21 protein-coding genes are annotated in these 24,321 nt (G+C 38.9%); 4 read left to right on the plus strand and 17 right to left on the minus strand.

All coding sequences use genetic code 11. The annotated features are described in order from the left end of the window. From BMY21_RS15620 to BMY21_RS14880, 4 genes are all read right to left on the minus strand, one after another. A partial coding sequence (locus BMY21_RS15620; protein ID WP_143064254.1) for a helix-turn-helix domain-containing protein occupies positions 1-344 on the minus strand: 344 nt, incomplete at its 3' end. A gap of 103 nt (positions 345-447) precedes the next feature. Continuing rightward, on the minus strand, positions 448-1,290 hold the full coding sequence (locus BMY21_RS14870; RefSeq protein ID WP_074645563.1) for a carbohydrate ABC transporter permease: 843 nt from the start codon (positions 1,288-1,290) through the stop codon (positions 448-450). After that, on the minus strand, positions 1,283-2,281 hold the full coding sequence (locus BMY21_RS14875; RefSeq protein ID WP_074645565.1) for a carbohydrate ABC transporter permease: 999 nt from the start codon (positions 2,279-2,281) through the stop codon (positions 1,283-1,285). The genes BMY21_RS14870 and BMY21_RS14875 overlap by 8 nt, the downstream gene beginning before the upstream one ends. A gap of 131 nt (positions 2,282-2,412) precedes the next feature. Further along, positions 2,413-3,756, minus strand: a complete 1,344-nt coding sequence (locus BMY21_RS14880) for an ABC transporter substrate-binding protein (RefSeq protein ID WP_074645566.1) — start codon at positions 3,754-3,756, stop codon at positions 2,413-2,415. A 332-nt stretch (positions 3,757-4,088) separates the two neighbouring features. Between BMY21_RS14880 and BMY21_RS14885 the strand changes: the two genes are divergently transcribed. Beyond that, on the plus strand, positions 4,089-6,347 hold the full coding sequence (locus tag BMY21_RS14885) for a GGDEF domain-containing protein (protein WP_074645568.1): 2,259 nt from the start codon (positions 4,089-4,091) through the stop codon (positions 6,345-6,347). 36 nt (positions 6,348-6,383) lie between these two features. Here BMY21_RS14885 and gatB read toward each other — a convergent pair whose 3' ends face one another. From gatB to BMY21_RS14925, 8 genes are all read right to left on the minus strand, one after another. Then, positions 6,384-7,919 carry an Asp-tRNA(Asn)/Glu-tRNA(Gln) amidotransferase subunit GatB gene (gene gatB, locus BMY21_RS14890; RefSeq protein WP_074645570.1) on the minus strand — a complete coding sequence of 512 codons (1,536 nt, stop codon included), beginning with the start codon at positions 7,917-7,919 and terminating at the stop codon, positions 6,384-6,386. Positions 7,920-8,309: 390 nt separating this feature from the next. Next, complete coding sequence (locus BMY21_RS14895; protein ID WP_074645572.1) at positions 8,310-8,714, minus strand: C-GCAxxG-C-C family protein; 405 nt, start codon at positions 8,712-8,714, stop codon at positions 8,310-8,312. A 12-nt stretch (positions 8,715-8,726) separates the two neighbouring features. Next, entirely contained in the window at positions 8,727-9,473 is a 747-nt protein-coding gene (gene pflA / locus BMY21_RS14900) for a pyruvate formate-lyase-activating protein (RefSeq protein WP_074645574.1), read from the minus strand. 55 nt (positions 9,474-9,528) lie between these two features. Further along, the gene (locus tag BMY21_RS14905; RefSeq protein ID WP_083379901.1) at positions 9,529-10,431 is read right to left on the minus strand and encodes an RluA family pseudouridine synthase; all 903 of its coding nucleotides are present in this window, start codon (positions 10,429-10,431) and stop codon (positions 9,529-9,531) included. 41 nt (positions 10,432-10,472) lie between these two features. Next, entirely contained in the window at positions 10,473-11,210 is a 738-nt protein-coding gene (locus tag BMY21_RS14910; RefSeq protein ID WP_074645577.1) for an amino acid ABC transporter ATP-binding protein, read from the minus strand. Further along, entirely contained in the window at positions 11,204-11,938 is a 735-nt protein-coding gene (locus BMY21_RS14915; RefSeq protein ID WP_074645578.1) for an amino acid ABC transporter permease, read from the minus strand. The genes BMY21_RS14910 and BMY21_RS14915 overlap by 7 nt, the downstream gene beginning before the upstream one ends. Then, positions 11,928-12,638 carry an amino acid ABC transporter permease gene (locus BMY21_RS14920; protein WP_074645580.1) on the minus strand — a complete coding sequence of 237 codons (711 nt, stop codon included), beginning with the start codon at positions 12,636-12,638 and terminating at the stop codon, positions 11,928-11,930. The genes BMY21_RS14915 and BMY21_RS14920 overlap by 11 nt, the downstream gene beginning before the upstream one ends. Positions 12,639-12,662: 24 nt before the next feature. Then, positions 12,663-13,508 carry a transporter substrate-binding domain-containing protein gene (locus tag BMY21_RS14925; RefSeq protein ID WP_074645582.1) on the minus strand — a complete coding sequence of 282 codons (846 nt, stop codon included), beginning with the start codon at positions 13,506-13,508 and terminating at the stop codon, positions 12,663-12,665. A 255-nt stretch (positions 13,509-13,763) separates the two neighbouring features. Here BMY21_RS14925 and BMY21_RS14930 point away from each other — a divergent pair, with 255 nt between their 5' ends. After that, on the plus strand, positions 13,764-15,074 hold the full coding sequence (locus BMY21_RS14930; RefSeq protein WP_074645584.1) for a glycoside hydrolase family 5 protein: 1,311 nt from the start codon (positions 13,764-13,766) through the stop codon (positions 15,072-15,074). Between the two features lie 158 nt (positions 15,075-15,232). Here BMY21_RS14930 and pflB read toward each other — a convergent pair whose 3' ends face one another. The 3 genes from pflB to BMY21_RS14945 form a co-directional block, all read right to left on the minus strand. After that, positions 15,233-17,530: a formate C-acetyltransferase gene (gene pflB, locus BMY21_RS14935; protein WP_074645586.1), complete on the minus strand. Its 2,298-nt coding sequence runs from the start codon at positions 17,528-17,530 to the stop codon at positions 15,233-15,235. Positions 17,531-17,749: 219 nt separating this feature from the next. Further along, the gene (locus tag BMY21_RS14940; RefSeq protein WP_074645587.1) at positions 17,750-18,337 is read right to left on the minus strand and encodes a hypothetical protein; all 588 of its coding nucleotides are present in this window, start codon (positions 18,335-18,337) and stop codon (positions 17,750-17,752) included. A gap of 84 nt (positions 18,338-18,421) precedes the next feature. After that, on the minus strand, positions 18,422-19,846 hold the full coding sequence (locus BMY21_RS14945; protein WP_074645589.1) for an MBL fold metallo-hydrolase RNA specificity domain-containing protein: 1,425 nt from the start codon (positions 19,844-19,846) through the stop codon (positions 18,422-18,424). Positions 19,847-20,074: 228 nt separating this feature from the next. On the opposite strand from BMY21_RS14945, the gene BMY21_RS14950 reads away from it, so the two are divergent. Both BMY21_RS14950 and BMY21_RS14955 read left to right on the plus strand, forming a co-directional pair. Continuing rightward, positions 20,075-20,824, plus strand: coding sequence for an RluA family pseudouridine synthase (locus BMY21_RS14950; protein WP_074645591.1), 750 nt, complete (start codon positions 20,075-20,077; stop codon positions 20,822-20,824). Continuing rightward, positions 20,821-21,798: an omptin family outer membrane protease gene (locus BMY21_RS14955; protein WP_074645593.1), complete on the plus strand. Its 978-nt coding sequence runs from the start codon at positions 20,821-20,823 to the stop codon at positions 21,796-21,798. Before BMY21_RS14950 ends, BMY21_RS14955 begins: the two co-directional genes overlap by 4 nt. On the opposite strand, the gene BMY21_RS14960 is transcribed toward BMY21_RS14955, so the two are convergent. Further along, the gene (locus tag BMY21_RS14960) at positions 21,776-23,041 is read right to left on the minus strand and encodes a hemolysin family protein (RefSeq protein WP_074645595.1); all 1,266 of its coding nucleotides are present in this window, start codon (positions 23,039-23,041) and stop codon (positions 21,776-21,778) included. The genes BMY21_RS14955 and BMY21_RS14960 overlap by 23 nt on opposite strands. Further along, entirely contained in the window at positions 23,038-24,321 is a 1,284-nt protein-coding gene (locus BMY21_RS14965) for a hemolysin family protein (protein WP_074645597.1), read from the minus strand. Before BMY21_RS14965 ends, BMY21_RS14960 begins: the two co-directional genes overlap by 4 nt.

Raw genomic sequence — 24,321 nt, forward strand, 5'->3', positions numbered from 1 at the left:
TTTGATCGCCTGCCTTGTTTCTGGAACAGAGCTTCTGTACCACCGGTAATATATTTCTTTCGCCATGCACAGATAGTTCCAATATTTGTAATACCAAAAATCAATGAAGTCTGTGAATCAGAAAGACGATGCTCTTGCTGATAGTTTAGCACTTTTAGTTTAAATTCTCCGCTAAAATTTCGCGTTGGTTCTGTAAATTTTCCGTTTAATTTGTACTGGGCAATCCACTGTCTAATTTGACTTGAATTTACTCCATATGCTTTTTCCTGTTGTTCTGGACTTATATGTTTTTCAATATAGTCTAAGACAATCTTTAATTTTAACTCTTTTGAGTATTTAGACATAAAAAATGCACCTCCTTAACTTGAACTTTATTTGTCCAACTTTAGGGGTGCACTTCAGATGGTCTTTCCAACACGGTCTTTTTTGAATTTCCAGTAAAAAAAATTAACCTTTTACAGAACCCATTGCAACACCCGCAACAATGTACTTAGAAAGAATCAAGTAAACAATGATAAGTGGGAGTGCTGTAAGAGTAAGTCCAAGATAAACACTACCATATTCTGTACGGTAAATATCACCACGAAGGAGAGATACCATGATAGGAAGTGTATATTTATCCTGCTTTGTAAGAAGAATAAGTGGCTTGAACAAATCGTTCCAGCTTGTTACGAAACTGAAGATTGCCTGTGTAGCAATAGCTGGTTTCATAATTGGGAGAACGATTACATTAAATGTAAAGAATTCTTTTGCACCGTCAATACGAGCAGATTCTACCAGTGATGGAGAAACAGAAGGTTTCATATACTGACGCATAAAGAATACCAGCGATGGAGCAGCCATTGCAGGAAGAATCAGCATAAGGAATCTGTTTGTCATATGAATCTTATAAACCATCTGATAGAAACCAATAATTGTGATTGTTGCAGGAATCATCATGATAGCCATGATAAAACTGAAGAATGCATTCTTAAGCTTCCAGTCATACATTACAAGTGCATAAGCTGTAAGTGTTGAGAAGTACAATGTAATACCTGTAATACCACAAGAAACGATCAATGAGTTCAAGAAACCTTTTGCAGGGTTAAAGCTCTTAGATGTAAGAACTTTCCAGTTATTCAAAAGGAATTTTGAAGGAATAAATGAAACCGCATGCTGCTGAATCTCGTAAGTAGAACGTGTAGAGTTTACGAACATGATAATGAATGGCATGATGCTCAAAATAGAAAGTATAATACATACTATCATTATCAATATCTTATAAATCTGAACATTAGATTTGTTACTCATTTTTAACTCCTTTTGCTTCAAGTTTCATAGCCTGCTTGCGAGCTTTCAATGCCTGCTTCTTAAGCTTCTTAACTTTAACTTCTTCCTTATCTCTCATAGAGAAGAAGAGAGCTGCAGAACAGATTACGATAATGATAAACATAATCATAGAAAGTGCAGAAGCTCTGTTATACATATATCCGCCCTTGAAGGCCATAGTATAAATAAGAACGCTTGTAGTCAAAGTTGCGTTATCTGGACCACTATCGCGAACAAAGAGGTTTGGAATATCGAACATATTCAAACCACCAATAAGTGATGTTACGAGAGTGAACAGAAGAATTGTCTGGATACTTGGAATAGTAATCTTCCAGAATACCTGCCATCCGTTAGCACCGTCGATATCTGCGGCTTCGAAGATTTCAGGGTTAATACCAAGAACACCAGAAATAATGATAATCATTGTATATCCGTACCACATCCAGGTCTGGATAAACATAACGATTCCCTGTGCAACTGCTTTATTCTGAAGGAAGAAATATGGTTTTTCAATGATGTGGAAACGAGTAAGAACATCGTTTACAGGTCCCATTGGATAACCAAAAAGAGCACCGAACAAAATAGCAACTGTTGCAGCTGTAATAATATTTGGCATATAGAAAAGTACTTTAAATGCTCCCTCTCCAGGTACTTTAACACGGCGGTTAGTAAACCATGCAGAAAGCAAAAGTGCAAGAATCATCTGTGGAATAAAGTTGCAAACCCAAAGTTTAATTGTATTCTTTAAAGCTGTATGGAAGGTCGGCAATGTAAGAATTGTTTTATAATTGTCAAAGAAGTGAGAACCTTTTAAGAAACTCCAAGTTGTTTTACCTACACCTCTTAAGTCTGTAAAACCGATAATTGCAGTATATAAAGTTGGATATAAACTGAAAATTAAGTACGCAAGTACAAAAGGAATACTAAATATATAGCCATATTTAGCATAACTGATACTTCCTTTTTTTTTCATTGTAGGACACCTCAAAATGATTTAATCTTTTTTTAAGAAATTCAAAACTTTTTTATATGAAATAAACTCTAAAATAGCACAAATCAGGGCTGTCTTACGACAGCCCTGAACATTAAGCGAATGTCAGTCTATTACTCAACACCAAGCTTATCAGCTACGTTCTGCTTGAAGTCTTTGATAGCAGCGTCGCGGCTCTTCTGTCCGTTAGCATAAGCACGAACCTGTTCACGCCAGAGAGAGTTGATTGTCTCATCATACTGTGTAAGGTTCTTACCGTTAGCGTACTTGTTAGCTGGTACGAAGTATTCGAACATGTTCTGTCCACCGAGGAATGAAAGTTCACCGTTAGACTTAGCCATTACAACACCTGAAGATACTGTATCTTTTGTTCCACCTTCGCCATTGAGTGTACCGTTAGCCCACTTGTAAAGGAGACCATCGTTAGAAGCATCAAGTGTGATCCATTCGATGAGTGTCTTTACAGCGTTCTTCTTAGCAGCTGGCATATTCTTGTTAGCAAGTACCCATGTACCACCCCAGAAGAATCCGATAGGTGAGTTACAAACTGCCCAGTCACCATATGTACCTTCACCAACTTTTGATCCACCACAGTTTGGAGCGAGTGTGTAGTTGATGAGCCAAGCTGGTCCGAAGAATCCGAAACATGGTTTAGCACCAGTGTCTTTCATGTCAGCAAACCAAGCGTCTGTCCAGTCCTGTGTCTGGTTAGACCAACCTTTGTCTGTAAGTTTCTTAGAGAAGTCGATGAATGCTTCACGTTTTGGATCGATGTAAAGTTTTCCGTTTACAATCCAACCCTTGTCTGAAGAGTTCTCGAAAGCGTGCCATGGATCACCGTCGCCAGAAACGATAGCTACACCAGCAGCAGCAAGCTTTTCAGCAGCAGCTTCGAAAGCTGTCCAGTTTCCTGAACCACCACCAATAATTGACTGAATAGTTTTTGGATCATCTGATCCGAATACTTTCTTAGCAATAGAACGACGATAGATGAAACATCCACCTGTTGTCTGATAACCAAGAGCGTCAACCTGACCACTTGTGTTAGATCCGATATCTACAGTATAAGGAGCGATTTCTGCAGCCTTGATCTTAGCATCGATATCGATTCCGAGATCTTTATAAGGCATAGCATACTGCTGCATATCACCCTGTGAATATTTAAGGATGAATGCTGCTTCAGCTGCATACATATCAGGAGCATCTGCACCACCACTCATAAGAGCCTGGTCGAGAGCTGGCTGATAAGCACCCTCTGTTGTAGCGATAATTGTCTTGTTTACAGTGAAACCGCAGTCTGGATGATCAGCGATATACTTTTCAACCATTCCTGGAATCTCGTCAGTGAATGACCAGAGATTAACTGTTACAGGACCCTTTGCAGCTTTCTTTGAACATCCTGTGAACAAAGCAGCAGCAACTGTAAGAACACACAATACTGATAGGATTTTTTTCATTTTCCTTTCCTCTTGTAAAAAGTTTTTTTTATATTAGGGAATAACCCCTAACTAAATCAATTGTAACTCATATCCATTTTTTTTGCAAAAAAAAAATAGCGAATTTCCTTGAAATTCAGACATATTAAACGTTTAACTTAATAATTTTTTGTTTCGAAAACGTTTTCTTTACGAACTACAACGTTTTCTTAAAGTTAAATGTGGGTTAAAATCTGCGTTTTTTTATAAAAAAACGTTTTTTTTCCATATATTTATTATATTATTTTGACATTCAGCAAAACTATGGTATCATTTTAGAAGGTGGAAGGAAATTTTACTCGGAAAGATGTTTAATGAAAAAGCATAATATTTCGCCTGAAAAGGCAAAGCTTATCTCCACCCTCCTCGTCTCCATCATTTTCATGGCGATAGTACTTTCAATCTCTAATCTATATACTAAGCGGCTGCTAAATAACGCAAAAGACGAATATTTTGAAAATATCCAGATTATGATGGATGGCTTTGAAAGAATCATAAGCCTGCAGCTGAATGCTTATACTAATTACCTGAATGCTTATTATATGGATATCAATATTCAGCTCAGGAATAATCCTGAAGATCCTACACAAAAGATTACTCAATTACTTACAAGATATAATTACACAAAACATCCCGATTTTCTTGATTTATATTATCTTACTCCAAATGGCAAAGCATATCTTTCAGATGGAACTTCAATTTTTATGAATCCTGAACTTCACAAAAGCCTTTCCGGCGATTATGATATTTTTATAAGCGGAATCTGTAAACCAAGCATCAGAGATCAATATATATTTTGTATTGAAAAACCTGTTTATGAAACTCATAAAATAATTGGAGTCCTTGGAGCTTCAATTAACCTGGAAAAATTAAAAAACAGAACAACAGGCTTAAAAATTGGATCCAGAGAAAGTTTTATGCTGCTCGATAAAGACGGTTACTTTCTGGTACATTCACGACCAGATGTTATCGGTCTCAAATATACTCCAAAAGATAAAAGTCTTGCGCATACTTCAACAGAAAATCTTGCAAAGAGTCCTGCTCAGACAATAATTTCACAGGCAGATGACGGAAGTTATATATATCTTATTACTTCAAAAATTCCTGAATCAGGCTGGACACTTTCATTAAAAGTTTCAATGAATGAAATCAATGCTATCTATGCTATACAAAAGCGTTCAAAAATAATGATAATTCTTTTCTCAATAATAACTATATGTGCGCTGGTTTTTGTTGAAGCAAAAATGCTTGATTTTTTCCAGAAAAAGCAGTTGATTGAAACAGTTTACGATCCTCTTACAAATCTCTGGACAAGAGTAAGATTTGAAAAAGAAGCTTTAAGAATGATCAGAAACCCCCGTTCAAAATTCATACTTATTGAAGCAGATATAAGAGGATTTAAATTTATAAATCAGAATTATGGAGAAGAAGCAGCCGATCAGCTGATTCTCTATTATTCAAAAGCCCTGAGCAGATATGTAACTGAATACCATGGAATAATTGGAAGAGGCTTTGCAGATCATTTTTATATCCTTATAAAAATCAATTCTGTTCATAAAGCAATGAATACTTTCAGAGATAAGATGAATATCATTACTGAAGAAATAAAATCTTATGAAATTCCATTCTTCCCAAAATTCGGAATCTCATTCCTTATGCCAGGCGACAGAGCAAAAGGAAATACGATTCAAAGCTTAATAGGTCAGGCATCTTTTGCAAAGAGTACGATTAAAGACAATCTTCTTACTCAATATTCAGTTTATAATTCAAAACTTCTGGAAAAAATTAACGAAGAACGCTTTATTGAAAGCCACATGCAGCAGGCACTTGAAGATCATGAATTTTTTGTCATGTATCAGCCAAAAATCTCACTGGCAAATGATAAGATTGTTGGAGCCGAAGCACTCGTACGCTGGAACAGTCCAAAACTGGGGCTTATGACACCGGATAAGTTTATTCCTCTTTTTGAACAAAACGGTTTTATTACAAAACTCGACTATTACGTTTATGAAGAAGTTTTCAAGTTTATACAAAAGCGGCTTATGAAGGATTTACCTATTGTCCCGATTTCTGTAAACATGTCGCGTAATCATAATAAGCCTGAAAAATTTATGCATGACTTCATGGAGATTTTTACAAAGTACTCTATTCCACCAAAGCTGATACAAATTGAAATTCTTGAACGCTCTGTTATGGATAACTCAACCCTTAGTGACATTACAGACAAACTTCATAAAGAAGGATTCTCTGTTGCCATGGATGATTTTGGAAGCGGAGAATCTTCTCTGAATATGCTTACAAAGATTCCTGTAGATGTTCTTAAATTCGACAGAGAATTCTTGAATGCATCAACAGATAAAGAAGGACGTATTGATAAAAAATCAGAAAAATTTATTCATATTCTGATTGATTTGAGTAAGAATCTTGATAAACAGACAGTTTTTGAAGGTGTAGAAACTCAGGCACAGAGAGATTTCCTGCGCTCAATCAATTGTGATCAGGCACAGGGATTCTTCTATTCAAAACCGTTGAGTGAACAGGACTTCGTACAGTTTATACGGATACACTCTTAGACGCACCGGCGTTTAGACCTGACGAAAGCACTGTATTTACAGTGTGGCGAGGTGCTTATTGAGAAGCTCGGTTGCCTGCTTTGGATTTGCCTTGCCGTGAGACTGCTTCATGACTTGTCCCATGAGCCAGCCGACAACATTAGTCTTTCCACCCTTCCAGTCTTCAATAGCCTTAGGGTTAGCGGCAATTACGTCCTGAACAATCTTGTCGATTTCGCCGGCGTCGCTTACAACTTCCATGTCCTTCTCTTTGATGATAACTGAAGGCATTTTGTTTGTTTCCAGCATTTCGGCAAATACTTCCTTACCCTGCTTTGATGTAATCTTTCCATCTTCGAGGGCGTCGGCAAGTTCTGCAATGTGAGCCGGTGTAAGGCTAATATCAGTAATGGCAATTTTCTTTTCGTTGAGAACTGCAAGGAGCTCTGCAAGAATAAGGTTTACTGCGCGTTTTGGATTCTTTGATTTTGTTGCGGCGTCTTCAAAGAAGAGAGCCAGGTCGCGGGTAGAAGTAATTGTTTCTACATCGAAGTCTGTCATGCCGTACTGAGCCTTATAGCGCTGGCGTTTTGCTTCAGGAAGCTCGCCTACCTTTTCTTTTGCGTTTGCAATGAGTTCTTCGCTTACGGTGAAAGGCTTGATGTCCGGCTCGGTAGTAAAACGGTAATCTACGAAAGAGTTCTTTGTACGCTGAACTACAGTCTGTCCTTTTTCTTCATCCCAACCCATTGTTACTTTGAAACCAGGGTTAAATTCCTGACGGTCTTCCTGGAACTCTTTAAGCTGGCGCTGAGCTTCGTATGTACAAGCTTCGCGAATTGCTTTGAAGCTGTTCAAGTTCTTAATTTCTGAAATTGGTGTGTGCCAGAGCTTTCCATCTTCCCAAACGTTGAGGTTGATGTTAGCGTCGCAGCGCATGTTACCTTCTTCGAGGTTACCGTTTGTTACCTTTACGTAGCGGAGGATTTCCTGAACAGTCTGCATAAAAAGAGCTGCTTCTTCAGGAGATGTCATATCTGGTTTTGTTACAATTTCGATAAGTGGTGTACCACAGCGGTTGTAGTCGATGTATGAGTGAGCGCCCTGAAGGTGAAGAGACTTACCTACGTCTTCCTCAAGGTGAATACGCTCTACACGAACGCGGCGGTATTTACCCTCGCCTACGATACAGTCATCACCCTTGAAGTTCTTCTCGCGACACTTTGCTCCACCAGGCTGTTCATCTTTTGGATAGCTTCTGAAAGGAAGATCTACATAACCGTCTGTACAAAGCGGAATATCATACTGTGTAATCTGATAGCCCTTTGCCAGGTCAGGATAAAAATAATGCTTGCGGTCGAACTTTGTAAAGCGTGCAATATTGCAGTTGAGGGCTTGTCCGGCTACTGCTCCAAGCTCAACATAACCTTTTGAAATACGTGGCATAGCGCCTGGAAGTCCAAGACATACAGGGCATACGCGGGTGTCTGGCATTCCACCATAGCGGTTTTCGCAGGCACAGAAAGCCTTAGTTTTAGTTAAAAGCTGAGTATGGATTTCACAACCAATTACAATTTCCCACTTATCTATCATATTATCCTCAAAGAAATAGCAAAAATATATTGATATATTATATAGAAAATATCGAGTAACCTCAATATAGACGAGTATATGAAAAATAGGAAATGGATTACGGATTATAAACTAAATAATCGTAAACTTGGCTTCCGGTCGCGTATTTGCAGGTCAAAAACGCGCAATAATGCGCTTGACGTTGTGTGTGGTAAAGTAACTATATTACCTGCCGCTCACGCGGCAGCCACACACAAAGTCATTTTGACCCGCAACTCCGCTCTCTCGCGCCAAATTTTCTATAAGTCTTTATAATATGGAGATTCGTATTTTCTGTTTTTCAATTAGACGAAATCTTAATAATTACCCGTCATTGCGAGCGAAGCGAAGCAATCTATATTATTAGATTGCTTAGATTTTTCCTCTTTCTTTGAGGATATTCTCAACATACTCAACCATCTCATAAACGAGACCGTCGCAGTGTGGCTTACGCTGGCCGCCGGCTGCAGTGCAGGCACGAAGAAGATCGGCACAGTCTACCATATCAGAATGCTTTGCCTTGAAATCTTTGATAAGTTTCTGTGTTGTATCCTGATCATCTACTCCAAAAAGGCCGAGAACCATGAGACCGCCTGTGATTACACCACAGACAAGGCCGCTTTTCATTCCGGCACCAAAGGCAACTGCAAGTTTGTATGCAGTTTCATCGTCAAGATTCAGACTCTGTGTAAAAGACATCAAAACAGACTGGGTACAGTTGTGATGAGGTTCAACGATTGCGCGGATTTCTTTTGCTCTTTCTAAGTATTTTGACATGTTTGACTCCTTTTAGGCTTGCCATTTAGTATATTTATCACACTCAAGAATTTTTCTTGCGTTAGCAACTCTCTCTAAGGTTGGACTTTCGAGGTCTTTAAGAACGTAATCAATTCCAAGATCCTTGTACTTCATTGCACCAAGTCCATGGTATGGAAGAATCTCTACACGCTCAACATTGTGAAGGGTGCGGATAAAATCACGAGTCTGAGTAAGATATTCATCATTATCTGTAATTCCAGGAACCAATACGTGACGGATCCAGATTGGCTTATTGATTTTATCGAGGTAAGCAAACATCTCGCGGATATTCTTTCCAGTTTTACCGGTAAGTTTAATATGTTCTTCTTCGTTGATATGCTTGATATCCATCAAAAGAATATCAGTTACTTCCATAAGGCGCTGGAACTTTTCGAACCATTCACCTTCCATTGTAAAAGGAGCTCCAGAAGTATCGATACATGTATTTACACCAAGCTTTTTGAAAGCAGTAAAAAGTTCAATCAGAAAATCTATCTGAAAAAGAGGCTCTCCTCCACTAACGGTTACACCACCCTTTTTGCCCCAGTATTCTTTGCAGGACATAGCTTCATTTACAAGCTCTTCTACAGTGTAGAGCTTACCGTCTGTCATTTTCCAGGTATCAGGATTGTGACAGTAAAGGCAGCGCAGAGGGCAGCCTGAAAAGAAAATAATAAAACGGCTTCCTGGTCCGTCTGCACAGCCGAAACTTTCGAGCTGATGAATATAACCTTGCATATTTGCTCCTATAAAAGGCCGCGGACGGCCGATATTCTTCTATATATAAATATAACTATTTTCTGTAAGATTTTCCACTTTTTATGAAGTCCATGTGGGCTTTATCTTTTGCAGAAAGACGGCGCTGCCCGAGTTTTAATTCATCATTATGATGAGGCTTACTCTGAGGTAAATCCCAGACCGGCTTTTTCGGATGCTTATCACCTTTTTCAACATAAGTGCTCCACTCTTGAGGTTCTGGCACTTCAAACTTCAAATGTTCGCCTGTAAAGGGATGATCAAACTCAAGGGTTCTTGCATGAAGGCAAAGGCGGTTAAAAGGATCTGTGTGTGCGCGATGTTCTTCGTCCCCCGCAAGAGGATATCCGTGAGAAGCCAGGTGTGCACGAATCTGATTTTTCTTTCCTGTATCAAGGGAGAGTTCAAAAAGAATATGAGTTGGTCCCTGCAAAATCATCTTGTAATGAGTACGGGCTGCAACGGTCTTAAAGTCATGACCTTTGTGATCTTTATCACCTTTTTTTGGAACAAAGCCTACATTATGTGCATTCTGTGCAAGCGGATCATCAATAAGACCAACTTCTGGAAGCTGCTCTGCATTGCGGCCAATTTCAGCAACTGCATGATAGAGGCGCTCAGTTACCATCTGATGCCAGGTATTCATGATTTTTTCCTGAGCCTGTTCTGTGAGGGCAAACATCATAACGCCGCTTGTATCGCGGTCCAGGCGGTGAACTACATACGGCTTGTGTTTTGCATTTGCAATTCCCTGTTTACGGAGAAGTTCTTCAAGAACAGACTGCGCAGTACGAACCTTACTTCCAGGATACGGAACAGAAAGAAGACCTGTTGGTTTATTGATTACTGCAATCCACTGATCGTGATACAAAAGTTCAATTTTCTCACGACCATAATCTGCCTTATGCTCTCTCTTATATTGTGTTGATGCCTTTACCATAGTGGGCGTCATTGTAGCACTTTGTACTAATATATGGAAGATTATATGTTTTCAAGACGCTGGAGGAACTGACGGGTACGAGGTTCTTTTGGCGCTGTAAATATTTCAGAAGAAGAACCTTCTTCAACAATCAGACCTTTATCCATGAAGATGATGTGGCTGGCTGTATCACGGGCAAAAGTCATTTCGTGAGTTACGATTACCATTGTGGTGCCTTCGGCAGCAAGCTGTTTGATTACATTGAGAACTTCGCCGGTTAGTTCCGGATCGAGCGCTGAAGTTGGCTCATCAAAAAGAATTACATCTGGATTTACGGCAATTGCACGGGCTATACCAACGCGTTGCTGCTGACCGCCGGAAAGGCTTGAAGGATAAAAATCTGCCTTATCTATGAGGCCAACTTTTTCAAGGGCTTTTAAGGCACGATCTTTTGCTTCTGATTTTGGAACTTTTCTGGCTGTTACAAGACCTTCCATTACATTTTCCAGAGCAGTCATATTTCCAAAAAGATTATAGTTCTGAAAAACAAAGGCGGTTTTTCTTCGGATTTCAAGCATTGTCTTTTTAGAAACTTTTTCTAAATCAACATGAATATCATCAAAATAAAGGGTGCCGGAATCTGCTTTTTCGAGGAAGTTAATACAGCGAAGTAAGGTTGTTTTACCGGCACCGGAAGGACCAATAATTGCTGTCACACTTCCCTTTTCTACATTCAGCGAAATGCCTTTGAGAACTTCTGTTTTGTCAAATGATTTATGTACATCTGTAAGTTTCAGCATCCTCTTATCCTTCCAAAGCTTCTATAGTTCTTTATACCTTTATATACAACTCTTTTTTCTATTTTACGGAAAATGAATTCTACTGCAAGGCATACAACAATATAAATTACAAAAATATCGATATAGGATTCAACATAATTATATCCATAAGCTGCTTCAATTTTTGCAACTGCTGTAATCTCGCGTACGGTCATCATAAAAGCAAGCGAAGTATTTTTGATTAAGATGACGGTTGTACTGCAGAGATTAGGAAGAGCAGAAACAACAGCCTGAGGGAATACTACGCGGCGGAAAGCCTGAAATCGAGTTTCACCAATGCTGAGAGCCGCTTCAAGCTGACCACGGTCAACAGAAGAAATTGCCGAACGAAAAACTTCGCTCAGTGTTGCACTTGAGTTAATTCCAAAAACTGCAAAGGCGTAAATTACAGGATTTATCTCAAAAACATTTATTGACCAGCCGGCAGATTTTACCAGTGAGTTCAAAAGGCTTGGCATTATGCTGTAGACAATCAGAATCTGAAGAACGATTGGCGTACCGCGTATAAACGAAACAAAGATGCGGCAAATAACATCCAGCACTTTTACATGATGAATGCGGGCAAGCGCAATCAAAAGGGCCGGAATTACTGCAAGCAGCAGAGACACAATTGTGATTTCAAGAGTTACTGGAATTGCTTTTACGCAAAGCCAGAAAGTTTTTATAAGGTAGGAAAAATCAAGCTGCATCAAGACTCCTCCTGCCCTTTGAATAATGCTTTTCAAGTTTTAAGAAAATCTGTTCTATTATTAGAGTGAGGCTCCAGTAAATTACAGCCAGAGCCAGATAAGTTTCCAGAGAATAGGCACCATAATTTCGTGAAATTATAAGATTCCCCGCCCCCATCATATCAATAAGGCCGATTGTAAAAGCAAGGCTTCCCTCTTTGAAAAGAGAAATAAGAGAGTTTCCTAAATTAGGAAGTGCTACAACTATCCCCTGCGGAAGCATTACACGCCTGACAGCCTGCAGTGGAGTTAGGCCAATAGCCAAAGCCGCCTCATACTGAGCCCGTCCGAGCGCCAGATACGCAGATCGTATAACCTCAGCTAACGAAGCTGCATAAATCAGCGACAACGAAATAATTACATATATGATTTTAGAAGAAAAGTTTAAGTTTACGTCAAAAGCAGCAAGTGCGATTTTTGGAATTCCGTAATAAACGATAAAAAGAAGAACAATGCTCGGCGTACATCGGATGATATTTATATAGCCGTCTGCAATAGCGCGCACCCAGCGTTTTTTACTCTGCTTCTGCGCAAAAAGAAGGATTGCAAGTGCCATGCCCAGAATGATGGTTCCAAGCACGACACCGAATGTTGTACCGGCGTACGGAATGATTTTCAGAAAACTATTGTAAATCTGGACCGGGGAAAATGGTCGGGACATTCCGTACTCCTGTGATATTTGAAATTAGTCACTCACAAAATTAAACACATCCTCACCGAAGTATTTGAGTGACAATGCTGATATTGTACCATTTTCTTTCAAAGTTTGCACGGCCTTGTCGTAGGCAGCAGCAAGCTCTGTTTCTTTTTTGTTGAAAAGCGGCCAGGTTGGAATACCTTTGTATGGCACGTAAGCAAGCTTGTCTGCAAACTGATGATATGGACCAGTCTCTTTCAAAACATTCTTTTCGAAAGAAAGCTTAAGTACAAAGTAAGCATCGTAGCGGCCTTCGAGTACCCAAAGGTAAGAATCTGCAATATCAAAAACATCAGAAGGAACAAGCTTAATCTGATTTGATGGATGTTTATCGTTGAACTCCTGAATTACAGAGAACTGTGCACTCTGTGGAGAAATAGGGATGAGTTTACCAGAGAACTTAGCAAAGCTTTCAAGATCTTTAATCTGACTGGCATTTTCTTTACGGAAGGCAATACCGATTACACTTGCAGCAAGAGGATTCTGAGGAATCAAAAACTTCTTTTTGCGTTCTTCTGTAATCCAGGCACCTTTTGTTCCAACCTGATATTTTCCAGATTCTGTACCAATCAAAAGCTCTTCATCGCTTACGCCGTGGAACTTAAATTCATATTCAGGAAGAATCTCATCTACAGCTTTGAGAACAGCAATTTCAAAGCCGTCTGCATTTCCCTTTTCATCGAGGAAGTCGTATGGCACATTTGTTACAGTGTGAGCAACATTAATTGTACGTACCTTTGTCTTTGATTTTTTAGATTTTGACGCAGCAAAACATGGGGTTACAGCAAGCATCATAAGTGCTGCTGCCAGTGTGATTTTTAATTCTCTTTTCATAAATGCCTCCTGAGTAAGTCCGCTGTTTTAGCGCATGCGGTCTTTAATTAAGTTGGCTTAGAGTACTCTTAAAAACCTACTAAGTCAATGGGTTATCTATACAATTATTCTATAAGAGTGATAACTTTGCGTTATATATGGAAATTCTTCAATATTTCAACTATTCGGAGAAAATCCCAAACTTTAGAAAAAAGCACTATCAATTTTACATTTCTATGTTATAGTTTATATGAAAAACATTTTCCGGAGGAAATTATGAAGATCACATCAATCTCATTAAAAAAGTATCTCTCCATTTTATTAACACTTGCAATTATTGCAGGAAGTTTAATCAGTTGTACCCCTTCAACAGGAAACCAAGGAACAAATGTACCAGATGCAGAAGTCGGTGATTTTACAGTTGCAGAAACTTCTGTATTAATGGCCCAAAACATGGCAATTGGCTGGAATCTTGGAAACACACTGGATGCAACCTCAGACTGGACAGACAGCAATGGTGTTTTTCATTCTGAATTAAAGGGCTTAGAAACAGAAGAATGCTGGGGAATGCCTGCCACTACAGAATCTATGATTACTGCCGTCAAAAATGCAGGTTTTAAGACTATACGAATTCCGGTAAGCTGGCATAATCACATTACAGAAACAACAAATTATACAATTGATTCGGAATGGATGACCCGTGTAAAGCAGATTGTAGACTGGGCATATAACAAAAATATGTGTGTTATCATCAATATTCACCATGATAATCTTTCTATTTCAAATATAAATGGCCATATTGGCTTTGCTCTTTCTGATAATGCTGAAATACAGGCACAGTCAAAAACATATATTGAAAAGATTTGGACTCAGATTGCAACAACTTTTTCTATTTATGACAACCGCCTTGTTTTTGAAGTTTTGAATGAACCTAGAGATATTGATGGTAAATTTGCTGAACAAAAGAGTTATACAAACAATAGTGAATGGTGGAGTAATCAAAAAACTGTAATGGATATAATTACCTCTTACGAACAGGTTGGAATTAACGCAATTCGTTCTGTAGCAGGAAATGAAAACCGCTTTATTATGGTTCCAGGTTATGCAGCAAGCGGTTCTGACTCGGGAATGCTTGCACTTTATACCATGCCAACTGATTCAGCGACAGATCGTCTTCTTCTTTCTACTCACGCCTACTCTCCTTATGATTTCGCAATGAAAGATATGACAGATACAGTTTTTGGAGATGATGACAAAGCTTCTCTTGATTATATCTTCTCTTATCTCAAAAGCAACTATACAGACAAGGGAATCGGTGTTGTAATGGGAGAAGCCAGCGCAACAGACAAAGAAAATCTTTCAGACCGAATTGCCTGGGCTACCTACTATTTTACAAAGGCAAAAGAAGCAGGAATTCCGGTTGTACTTTGGGATAATATGGTGACAGAAGCAAATGAGGACAAAAATAATATTAATATCGGCGAACGCCACGGCTACTACGACCGTAATTCAAACACCTGGTACTTCCCTACTATGATTCAGGCAATGATGAAAGCTGTTTATGGGGATAATTATACGGCTCAGTAAATAAAATGGATTGCTTCGCCTTCGGCTCGCAATGACGAAGGCGGTACCTCGCAATGACGAGGGTAGTATTTCGCAATTATCAGACAAAAAAAGCCGCTTCATAATGAAGCGGCTTTTCTCATTGAGACCCCGAAACCAGTTCGGGGTGACAGTACTTACTAGAGGGAAGCGTGGCAAGTACGAGCGATAACGTCGTCCTGCTGTTCCTTTGTAAGGTTGATGAAGCGAATTGCATAACCTGATACGCGAACTGTGAAGTTAGCATACTCTGGCTTTTCAGGGTGAGCCTGGCAGTCCTTAAGTTTTTCAACGCCGAATACGTTTACATTGAGGTGGTGAGCACCCTTAGAGAAGTATCCGTCGAGGATGTTTACAAGGTTTTCAACCTGTTCAGCTTCGTTGTGTCCGAGAGCTGAAGGGTTGATTGTCTGTGTGTTAGAGATACCATCAAGTGAGTACTTGTATGGAACCTTAGCAACAGAGTTCAAAGACTTGATAAGTCCCTTTGTTTCTGCACCGTAAGATGGAGAAGCTCCTGGTGAGAATGGAGCGTGAGCTGGACGTCCGTTAGGAAGAGCACCAGTAGCCTTACCGTATACAACGTTAGAAGTAATAGTAAGGATAGATGTTGTAGGCTCAGCGTTGCGGTATGTTGGGTGCTTCTTAATCTTTCCAATGAATGTCTTAAGGAGCCATACTGCGATTTCGTCTGCTCTGTCATCATCCTGACCGTAGCGTGGGAAGTCTCCTTCTGGCTTGAAGTCACATGCAAGACCATGGTCATCACGGATAACCTTAACCTTTGCATACTTGATAGCAGAGAGAGAATCTACTACGTGAGAGAAACCTGCAATACCAGTTGCGAATGTACGGCGAACATCTGTATCGATGAGAGCCAGTTCAGCAGCTTCGTAGTAGTATTTATCGTGCATATAGTGGATTGCGTTCAATGTGTTTACATAGAGGTCGCAGAGCCAGTCAAGCATTACATCATACTTGCGCATAACTTCATCGTAGTCGAGGTACTCAGAAGTGATTGGCTGCAATTCAGGACCAACCTGAGCATATGGTGTAAGACCTGCACCTTCGTCTTTACCACCGTTGATAGCGTAAAGAAGAGCCTTAGCAAGGTTAGCGCGGGCACCGAAGAACTGCATTTCCTTACCAGTCTGTGTAGCAGATACACAGCAGCAGATTGAGTAGTCATCACCCCAGATTGGGCGCATGATGTCGTCGTTCTCATACTGGATAGAAGATGTATCAATAGAAATCTTTGCAGCGTACTTGCGGAAGTTTTCTGGGAGTCTCTTAGAGTAAAGAACAGTCATGTTTGGCTCTGGAGAAGGTCCCATGTTTTCGAGTGTGTGGAGGAAACGGAAGTCATTCTTTGTTACCTGTGAACGTCCGTCCTGTCCAAGTCCACCAACTTCAAGAGTAGCCCAGATTGGGTCACCAGAGAAGAGCTGGTTGTAAGATTCGATACGAGCGAAGCGTACCATGCGGAACTTCATAACGATATGGTCAACGAGTTCCTGTGCTTTCTCTTCAGTAAGGATTCCTTTCTTAAGATCGCGTTCGATGTAACAATCCAAGAATGTAGAAATACGTCCTACAGACATTGCAGCACCGTTCTGTGTCTTGATAGCAGCAAGGTATCCGAAGTAGAGCCACTGGAATGCTTCTTTTGCTGTTGTAGCTGGCTTAGAAATATCATAACCGTAAAGGGCAGCCATAGCCTTCATACCCTTCAAAGCCTTAATCTGCTCAGCGAGCTCTTCGCGCTGGCGGATTACAGTTTCTGTCATTGTACCGTTTCCGCAGTTAGCCTTGTCAGCTTCCTTCTGCTCGATGAGGTAGTCGATACCATAAAGAGCAACACGGCGGTAGTCACCTACGATACGTCCACGTCCGTATGTATCTGGCAAACCAGTAAGGATATGTGCCTTACGAGCTTTGCGGATCTCTGGAGTGTATACATCAAATACAGCGTCTGAGTGAGTCTTGTGGTACTCTGTGAAAATCTTGTGAAGTTCAGCGTTTGGCTTGTAACCATACATTTCGCAAGACTGCTCTGCCATTTTGATTCCACCGAAAGGCATAAATGCTCTCTTCAATGGTTTGTCTGTCTGGAGACCTACAACCTGTTCAAGGTCTTTTCCTTCCGGACAAATATATCCAGCCGGATGAGAAGTAAGGCCTGTTACAACGTCAGTATCCATATCAAGAACACCGTTGCGTTCTTTTCCGTCTAATCCAACAGATTTTTTTGTGTATTCTGCTTTCTGCAATTTCTGAAGTTCATCAAAAAGCTTTTCTGTTGCCTTTGTTGGGCCAGCTAAGAATGATGAATCTCCATCATACTGTGTGTAGTTAGCCTGAATGAAGTCGCGAACGTTGATTTCGCTTGTCCATAAACCATTAGGATTGAATCCTTCCCATTCTGGTCTTAAAGTCATATAAAACCTCTTTTGCCTTGGGACTCCTTTATGATTCCCTCAGCGATATTATTTACCGATTTCCGAACAGGACTCCTTTATGATTCTTGCGCGGAATGGAAAAACTTTCCGTATCGGTTTGTTTCAATAATAAAACATTGTGCACAATTTATCAAGTAAATTCATGCAAAAAACACTAGAATTTCAGTTAAAAACCACTATATCTAGTGTTTTTTAGTGCTAAAATTTAAAAGTAGCACCAAATTTAGTAAATGGATAACCAATTTCGAAATTCAAACCAAAAAAGTCTGAAAAGAACCAGTTAGCACCAATTGCTTCACCAAAATCTACAAAACTTGAATAATAATCATAATAAGTATTCTTTACAGGAATATTAAAGCCAAGTCTTGTAACTGCATATAAATCAAGACCTTTTGGTGGCATCTGAATATGGTATGCAGCTTCTCCTCCAAAGAAAAAAGCCATAAAAGTTTTTTTACTACGATAGGTTTCTCCACCTACTGGATATGAATAACTATACCCCCATCCATGTAAACCAGCATATCCACCAAATGTAAAAGGAAGTTTCCAGATTGGCTGTGCATACTGAACTTCTACCATTACAGGAGGAAAGAACCAGAATCCATCATAACTACTTAAAGATAAATCATCGTAGAATAAACCGACATCAGCATTTACAATGAAATCGCCCTGCTTTATTCCACCACCGTAATTACACCAGCACTGAGACCAGTCAAATTCTTTTGCAGCAATAGATGTTCCACAAAGGAGAACCATAAGAGCTGCGACTAAGGTAAATTTTTTCATAAAATTTCTCCTCTTTTTTAGTGTATACAGAATAACGAATTCAAGGGTGGTATGTAAATAACCTGCAATCGAAGAACTGATAAATTATTCGAGTTCATATTCTGTATCTGGAGGAACAATTTCTACATTATTAAAACCAGCTTCTGCAAGATGCTGCTTAAAACCTTCCTGCTGATCGAGTTCGCCATGAATAAGGAAAATCTTCTTAAGACGGCTTGTATCAATTTCTTTAAGCCATTCAATCATCTCACTGTAATCGGCATGTGCAGAAAATCCGTTACACTTCTCTACTTTAGCCTTTACCTCATACTTATCACCAAGAATTGTAACTTCTTTCTGACCTTCAAAGATTCGGCGGCCAAGTGTATTTTCTGCCATATATCCTACAATCATAATTGTATTTTTAGGATTAGAAATTTCGTTTGCAAGATGATAAAGAACACGACCGGCTTCACACATTCCATCAGCGGAAATAATAATCATAGGACCTTCTTTTTTATTGAGGGCCTTTGAATCTTCTACGCTGGTTGTATAAATGAGTGAATTGAATCCGAAAGGATTTTTATGATGTTTAAGGAAAGCTTCGTTTACGCTGTCATCATAACATTCAGGATGTACACGGAAAACCGAAGTCGCATTACTTGCCATTGGAGAGTCAACATAAATAGGAACAACAGGTATTTTTTTCTGATCTGTAAGAAGATGTAAATAGAATACAAGTTCCTGAGCGCGTTCAATTGCAAAAGATGGAATAATGATTTTTCCTTTTTTTGCACAGGTATCACGGACTATGCGGATAAGTTCTTTCATTGCAAGGTCGTGGTTATCGTGAAGTTTATTACCGTATGTTGATTCCAGATAGATATAATCTGGAGCTGGCATATCGATTGCCGGATTTCTGATGATAGGTTTACACTTACGGCCGATATCACCGGTGAACAGAAGCCTTGTCTCTTTCTCAGGCTCTTTAGGATTTGGATTGACTGTAACATTTGCAAAAGCAGAACCTAAAATATGACCTGCATCAAAGAACTCAAGCTGAACATCTGGTGCAATAAACATCTTTCTATTATATGAAAGAGAAATAATCTGATTTGCAGCGGCTACACAGTCATTTTCATCATAAAGCGGCTTCCATGAAAACTTTTCACCTTTTTTTCTAGCCTGCTTACCTAAGAACTCTGCATCATGAGCCTGAATACGGGCACTATCCATCATAACAAGATTTGCAATATCGCGGGTTGCTGGAGTTGCATAAATATTTCCTCTCCATCCCTTTCTTGTAAGTACAGGTAAAAGACCACAGTGATCCAGATGACCATGTGTAAGAATTACTGCCTCAAGACTATCATGATCTATATCAAAATTTCTATTTTTTTCATCTGATTCCTTTCGTTTTCCCTGAAATGAACCGCAATCTATCATAAACATTCTGTCATCAATTCTAAAAATGTGCTTTGAGCCGGTTACTTCCTCTGCAGCACCTAAGGAAATACATTTTATAGACATATACACCTCCGAGAATAAACAAAAAAACATATGCCTCTCGGCGAAAACTCCCCCAAAAAAGGCTTCCGCGTTCGCTTCGCTCACTTGTGCAGAATTTTTTTGGGGATAGTTTTCGCCTACGGCATATGTTTCGATGTCCTTATTATCACACATTAAATTATAAAACGTATTTCCATTAAACACAAATTAAAATAGAAAAACGTTCTGAAAAATGGTATACTTTTATTTATGCCTGTTAAGAACACAAATTATAGCGTTATTTATTCGGATGATGATTTTATAGTACTCAATAAAAAAAGCGGTATTCTTATTGCTGCAGACCGCTACAATGAAGATGCGCCGAGACTGGACCTTATGGCACAGGAAGAATTCGGAAAACTTTACGCAGTTCACAGAATTGATAAAGATACTTCCGGGCTTATTATTTATGCCCGAACACTTGAAGCTCAAAGAGAACTTTCAATGCAGTTTGAAAAACGTGAAGTTCAGAAAACTTATCACGCTCTGGTTTACGGACATCCTCTTTGGGAAACTCTTGATGTTGATCTTCCTTTACAGCCGGATGGAGATTCACGCCATCGTACTGTAGTAAATAAAAAATTCGGAAAACCATCTTTTACAAGTTTCCGCTTAATTGGAACCTGCGGTCCTTATTCCTGGATTGAAGCAAAACCAAAAACCGGACGTACCCATCAGATTCGTGTACATCTTGCAGAAAAAGGACTTTCTATTGTCTGCGACCCTCTCTACAGTGGAAATCAAAAGCCAGTCCGTCTCAGCGAAATCAAAAAGAAGTGGAATGGTGATGAATATGAAGAACGACCTCTTTTAAGCAGACTTGCTCTTCATGCATATAAAATTGAAATTAAACATCCAAAAACCGGTGAAGCAGTAAGCTTTACAGCTCCCTACCCTAAGGATATGGACGCTACAAGAAAACAGCTCGCAAAGATTTTTGGAGTGGATCCACTGGCGTGAAACGATTTTTCTTCCTTTGCTTTGCTACTATTTTTCTATCTTTCGCATTATTTTCTATTGATGTCAATTCTAGCATAAATTTCTCAACAGAATTAAGTCTCCTGAATGGTAATATCAGCGAATTTGTTTTTGACGCAAAAAATTCCAATACTGATCATATTGAGAGTCAGCTGGATTGGGACATAAAAAATATACCAGTCATTATTGTTGATGAAAATATTGATTTCTTAAGATATTTCAATATAGAAATGAAAACTTTAATTGGAATACCTAAAAGATCCGGAAACATGCAGGATTATGACTGGTTAAATTCTATTTCCAATTCATGGAAAGATGATGATCCAACAGAACTTACAAATTATTCCATACATGATAATTTTCTTGAAAAATATATTTCATTTTTTATTTCTGCAGGTGGAAATATCTATCTTCCCGCTGAAATTAAACTAACTCCATACATTACATATCAATATGAATATATTTCATTTGCTTCAAAAGATGGGTATAAAACCTATAAAGCTGAAAATTGGGTAAAAAAATCATTCTCTGGAAAAGTCATTTCATATAAACAGGAAATGATGGCTCTACTATTTGGATTAAAACTTAATATAAACACAATTCCACACACATATATTAATTTAGATTTTTCTTTGAGTCCAAAAATGACATTTTTAAATGCATTGGATTATCATTATCTTAATCAAGGTTCTGGTGGCACATTATTCTGGGATAAAATGGCAAACCTATGGCAAATTAATTCAAATGCGGTAATACAATATAAAATCAATAACAATCATGCGCTAGGAATATCAGGAAGGATTCAATATATTCCGTTAGGGTATGGACCAACATACTCAAAATACCTTGATTCAGATGGTAATATAATATCTGAAAAATGGTACGCACAATCTTCAAAAGGTGGGACAAAAAGATTTATCTGGTCTTTAGGACTTAATTACTCTTTTTCACTCTGACGCTAACTATTCTGCGGCCGCTTACATCTTCAGCTGTAAAGAGATTTTTATCCTTTATAAATACCATTCCAGCTGAAGGTAAATAGCCGATCTGTTCGAGAAGCCATCCGCCAACTGTATTCATGTCTTCTGATTCAAGATGAAGTCCAAGGATTTCGTTAGCATCATCAATCTTCATATCACCAGGAACAATAAATGTATTCAATGAAACAAGTTCTACCTTATCTTCCGGAGCTGTATTATCATAAGTGTTTTCATCTGACATATGTCCAAACACTACTTTCAGAATATCTTCCATAGTGATGATACCGTCTGTCTGGCCCTGTTCATCAAGAACAACAGCAAACTTATGTTCACTGGTACGGAACTGCTGAAGAATATCGAGAACGCTCATGGTTCCAGGAATAAATAAAACATCAGACATCTGTCGGCCGGCAAAGCCTTCACTGAGGTCTATGTTTTCTGAACAAAACAGAACCTTTTTGTAGTTCAATACACCAACTACATTCTCACGGTTATCACTGTAAACAGTAAGGGTTGAAAAACCAGAAGTCAAAAACTGATTTATAACTTCATTATAATCAGCTTCTTTCTTAATCATACTTACCTGAGAACGATGTTTCATAACATCATTTACAAGCAGGTCATTAAACTTGATGATTTTATTAAGAAGACGACTTTCATCCTTTTCTATTGTTCCTTCATTAGAACCAACATCTATGAGAGTTTTTAATTCTTCTTCAGTAACAATTGCGCCTGCAGGCTTCATGATTTTTTCTACAACAATTACAACAAGATGAGATAATTTTTCAAACAGCCAGATAACAGGGAAAAAAAGTTTTTCAAGAATAAGCAGAGGTATAGAAGAAAAACAGGTAAACTTATCTGGATGAAGTCCTGCAGCAGTTTTCGGAACAATCTGAGCAAAGGTTGTAATAAAAAAGGCTGTTACAAATGGAGCTATTGCCGTTCCTTTTGGACCAAGCAAGTCTATAGCAAGTGCAGTTGCAATAGCAGAGGCAAGCGCATTCAAGAAGTTAGTACCAATGAGAACAGTTGTAAGAAGGCGGTCCATATTATCTTTTAAAGCTGCAACCTTTTTTGCATTTCTGCGCCCCTGCTCCACCATGCTTCTGAGTTTTAGACGTGGTAATGAAAGATAAGCTGTTTCAGAAGAAGTAAAAAAGCCGACACATAAAATGAGGAGTAAAAGTTCTGCACCAGTAATTATATAATGCGTCATTTTTCTGTCTCCTCATTTTCTGCAGCAATACGGGATATCTGAATACGTTCAACTCGGTGTGACTGAATCTTTTTGATTGTAAATAACCAGCCTTCAAATTCTACTGTATCTCCGGCAGAAGGCATTCGGTCAATCTGTTCTGAGAACCAGCCACCGATTGTTTCATTTATATTTGATTCAAGTGCAATATGAAGATCTTCCTTGAGGTCTCGCAAAAGCACCGAGCCGTTAATTTCAAAATCAGTTTTATCTTCAACATTATCAAAATCAAAAACTTTACCGCGAAGGGAATCATCGCCTGGCAATGCAAATATTTCACGGGAAATATCTTTTTCTGTAATTACACCGTCTGTACCCGAATACTCGTCTACAATAATTGCCATTGAATCATGACTTTCAAAAAGCAATTCCTGTACCGAAGTTATTTTTTTTGTACCTAAAATAAAAAGCGGAGGACGCATTACATTAAGAAGATTAAAAGTACTCTGACTTTCCTTATAAGCAAGCATATCCTTCAGATAAATTATTCCGACTATATCATCAATGGATTTTCTGTACACAGGAAAACGTGTAAAACCTAATCTTTGTGAAAGCTCAAGAATATCGCGATAAGTTGCATCATGAGGTACTGCACGAATTTTAGTACGCGGCACCATGATATCCTGAGCCTCTAAATCTGAAAATTTAAATACCTGAGTCATCATGCGGTTTTCATTTTCTTCAATAATTCCGCTTTCAGAACTCATATCAAAAAAGGTTTTGATTTCTTCTTCTGTGTAAGACTGCTTTTTTGCGTTAGTTTTGATACCGAAAATTCGTAAAACGCAGCGTGCAATAAAAGTAACTACAATAACAACCGGGTGCATTACCGCAACTACCACCTGTACAAATGGAGCAAGCGCATACGCAATTCGATCCGGACAACGGGTAGAAATTGTCTTTGGAGTGATTTCACCAAAAATCAAAAGTAACAGTGTTGCAATTAGAGTAGCTATTCCTACACCTTTTGGCCCGAATACTTCCAGGGCAATTGATGTAATAATAGAAGAAAGAAATATATTTACAATGTCATTGGAAACTAAAAGAGAATTGATAAGGCGCTCTTTGCGGTCTAAAAGCCGGCCGGCAATAAGAGCGCGCTTATCTTTATTTTTTCTGAGGATTCTCAGGCGCAGTTTGTTCATTCCAAGAAATGAGCTTTCTGAGATAGAAAACAGCATTGAAAGAACAATCAGCGCCGCGAGAATTATGAATATGTAGACCGAGGGTGCATCATCCAT

Source organism: Treponema bryantii, assembly GCF_900111035.1.
GTDB classification, from domain to species: domain Bacteria; phylum Spirochaetota; class Spirochaetia; order Treponematales; family Treponemataceae; genus Treponema_D; species Treponema_D bryantii_C.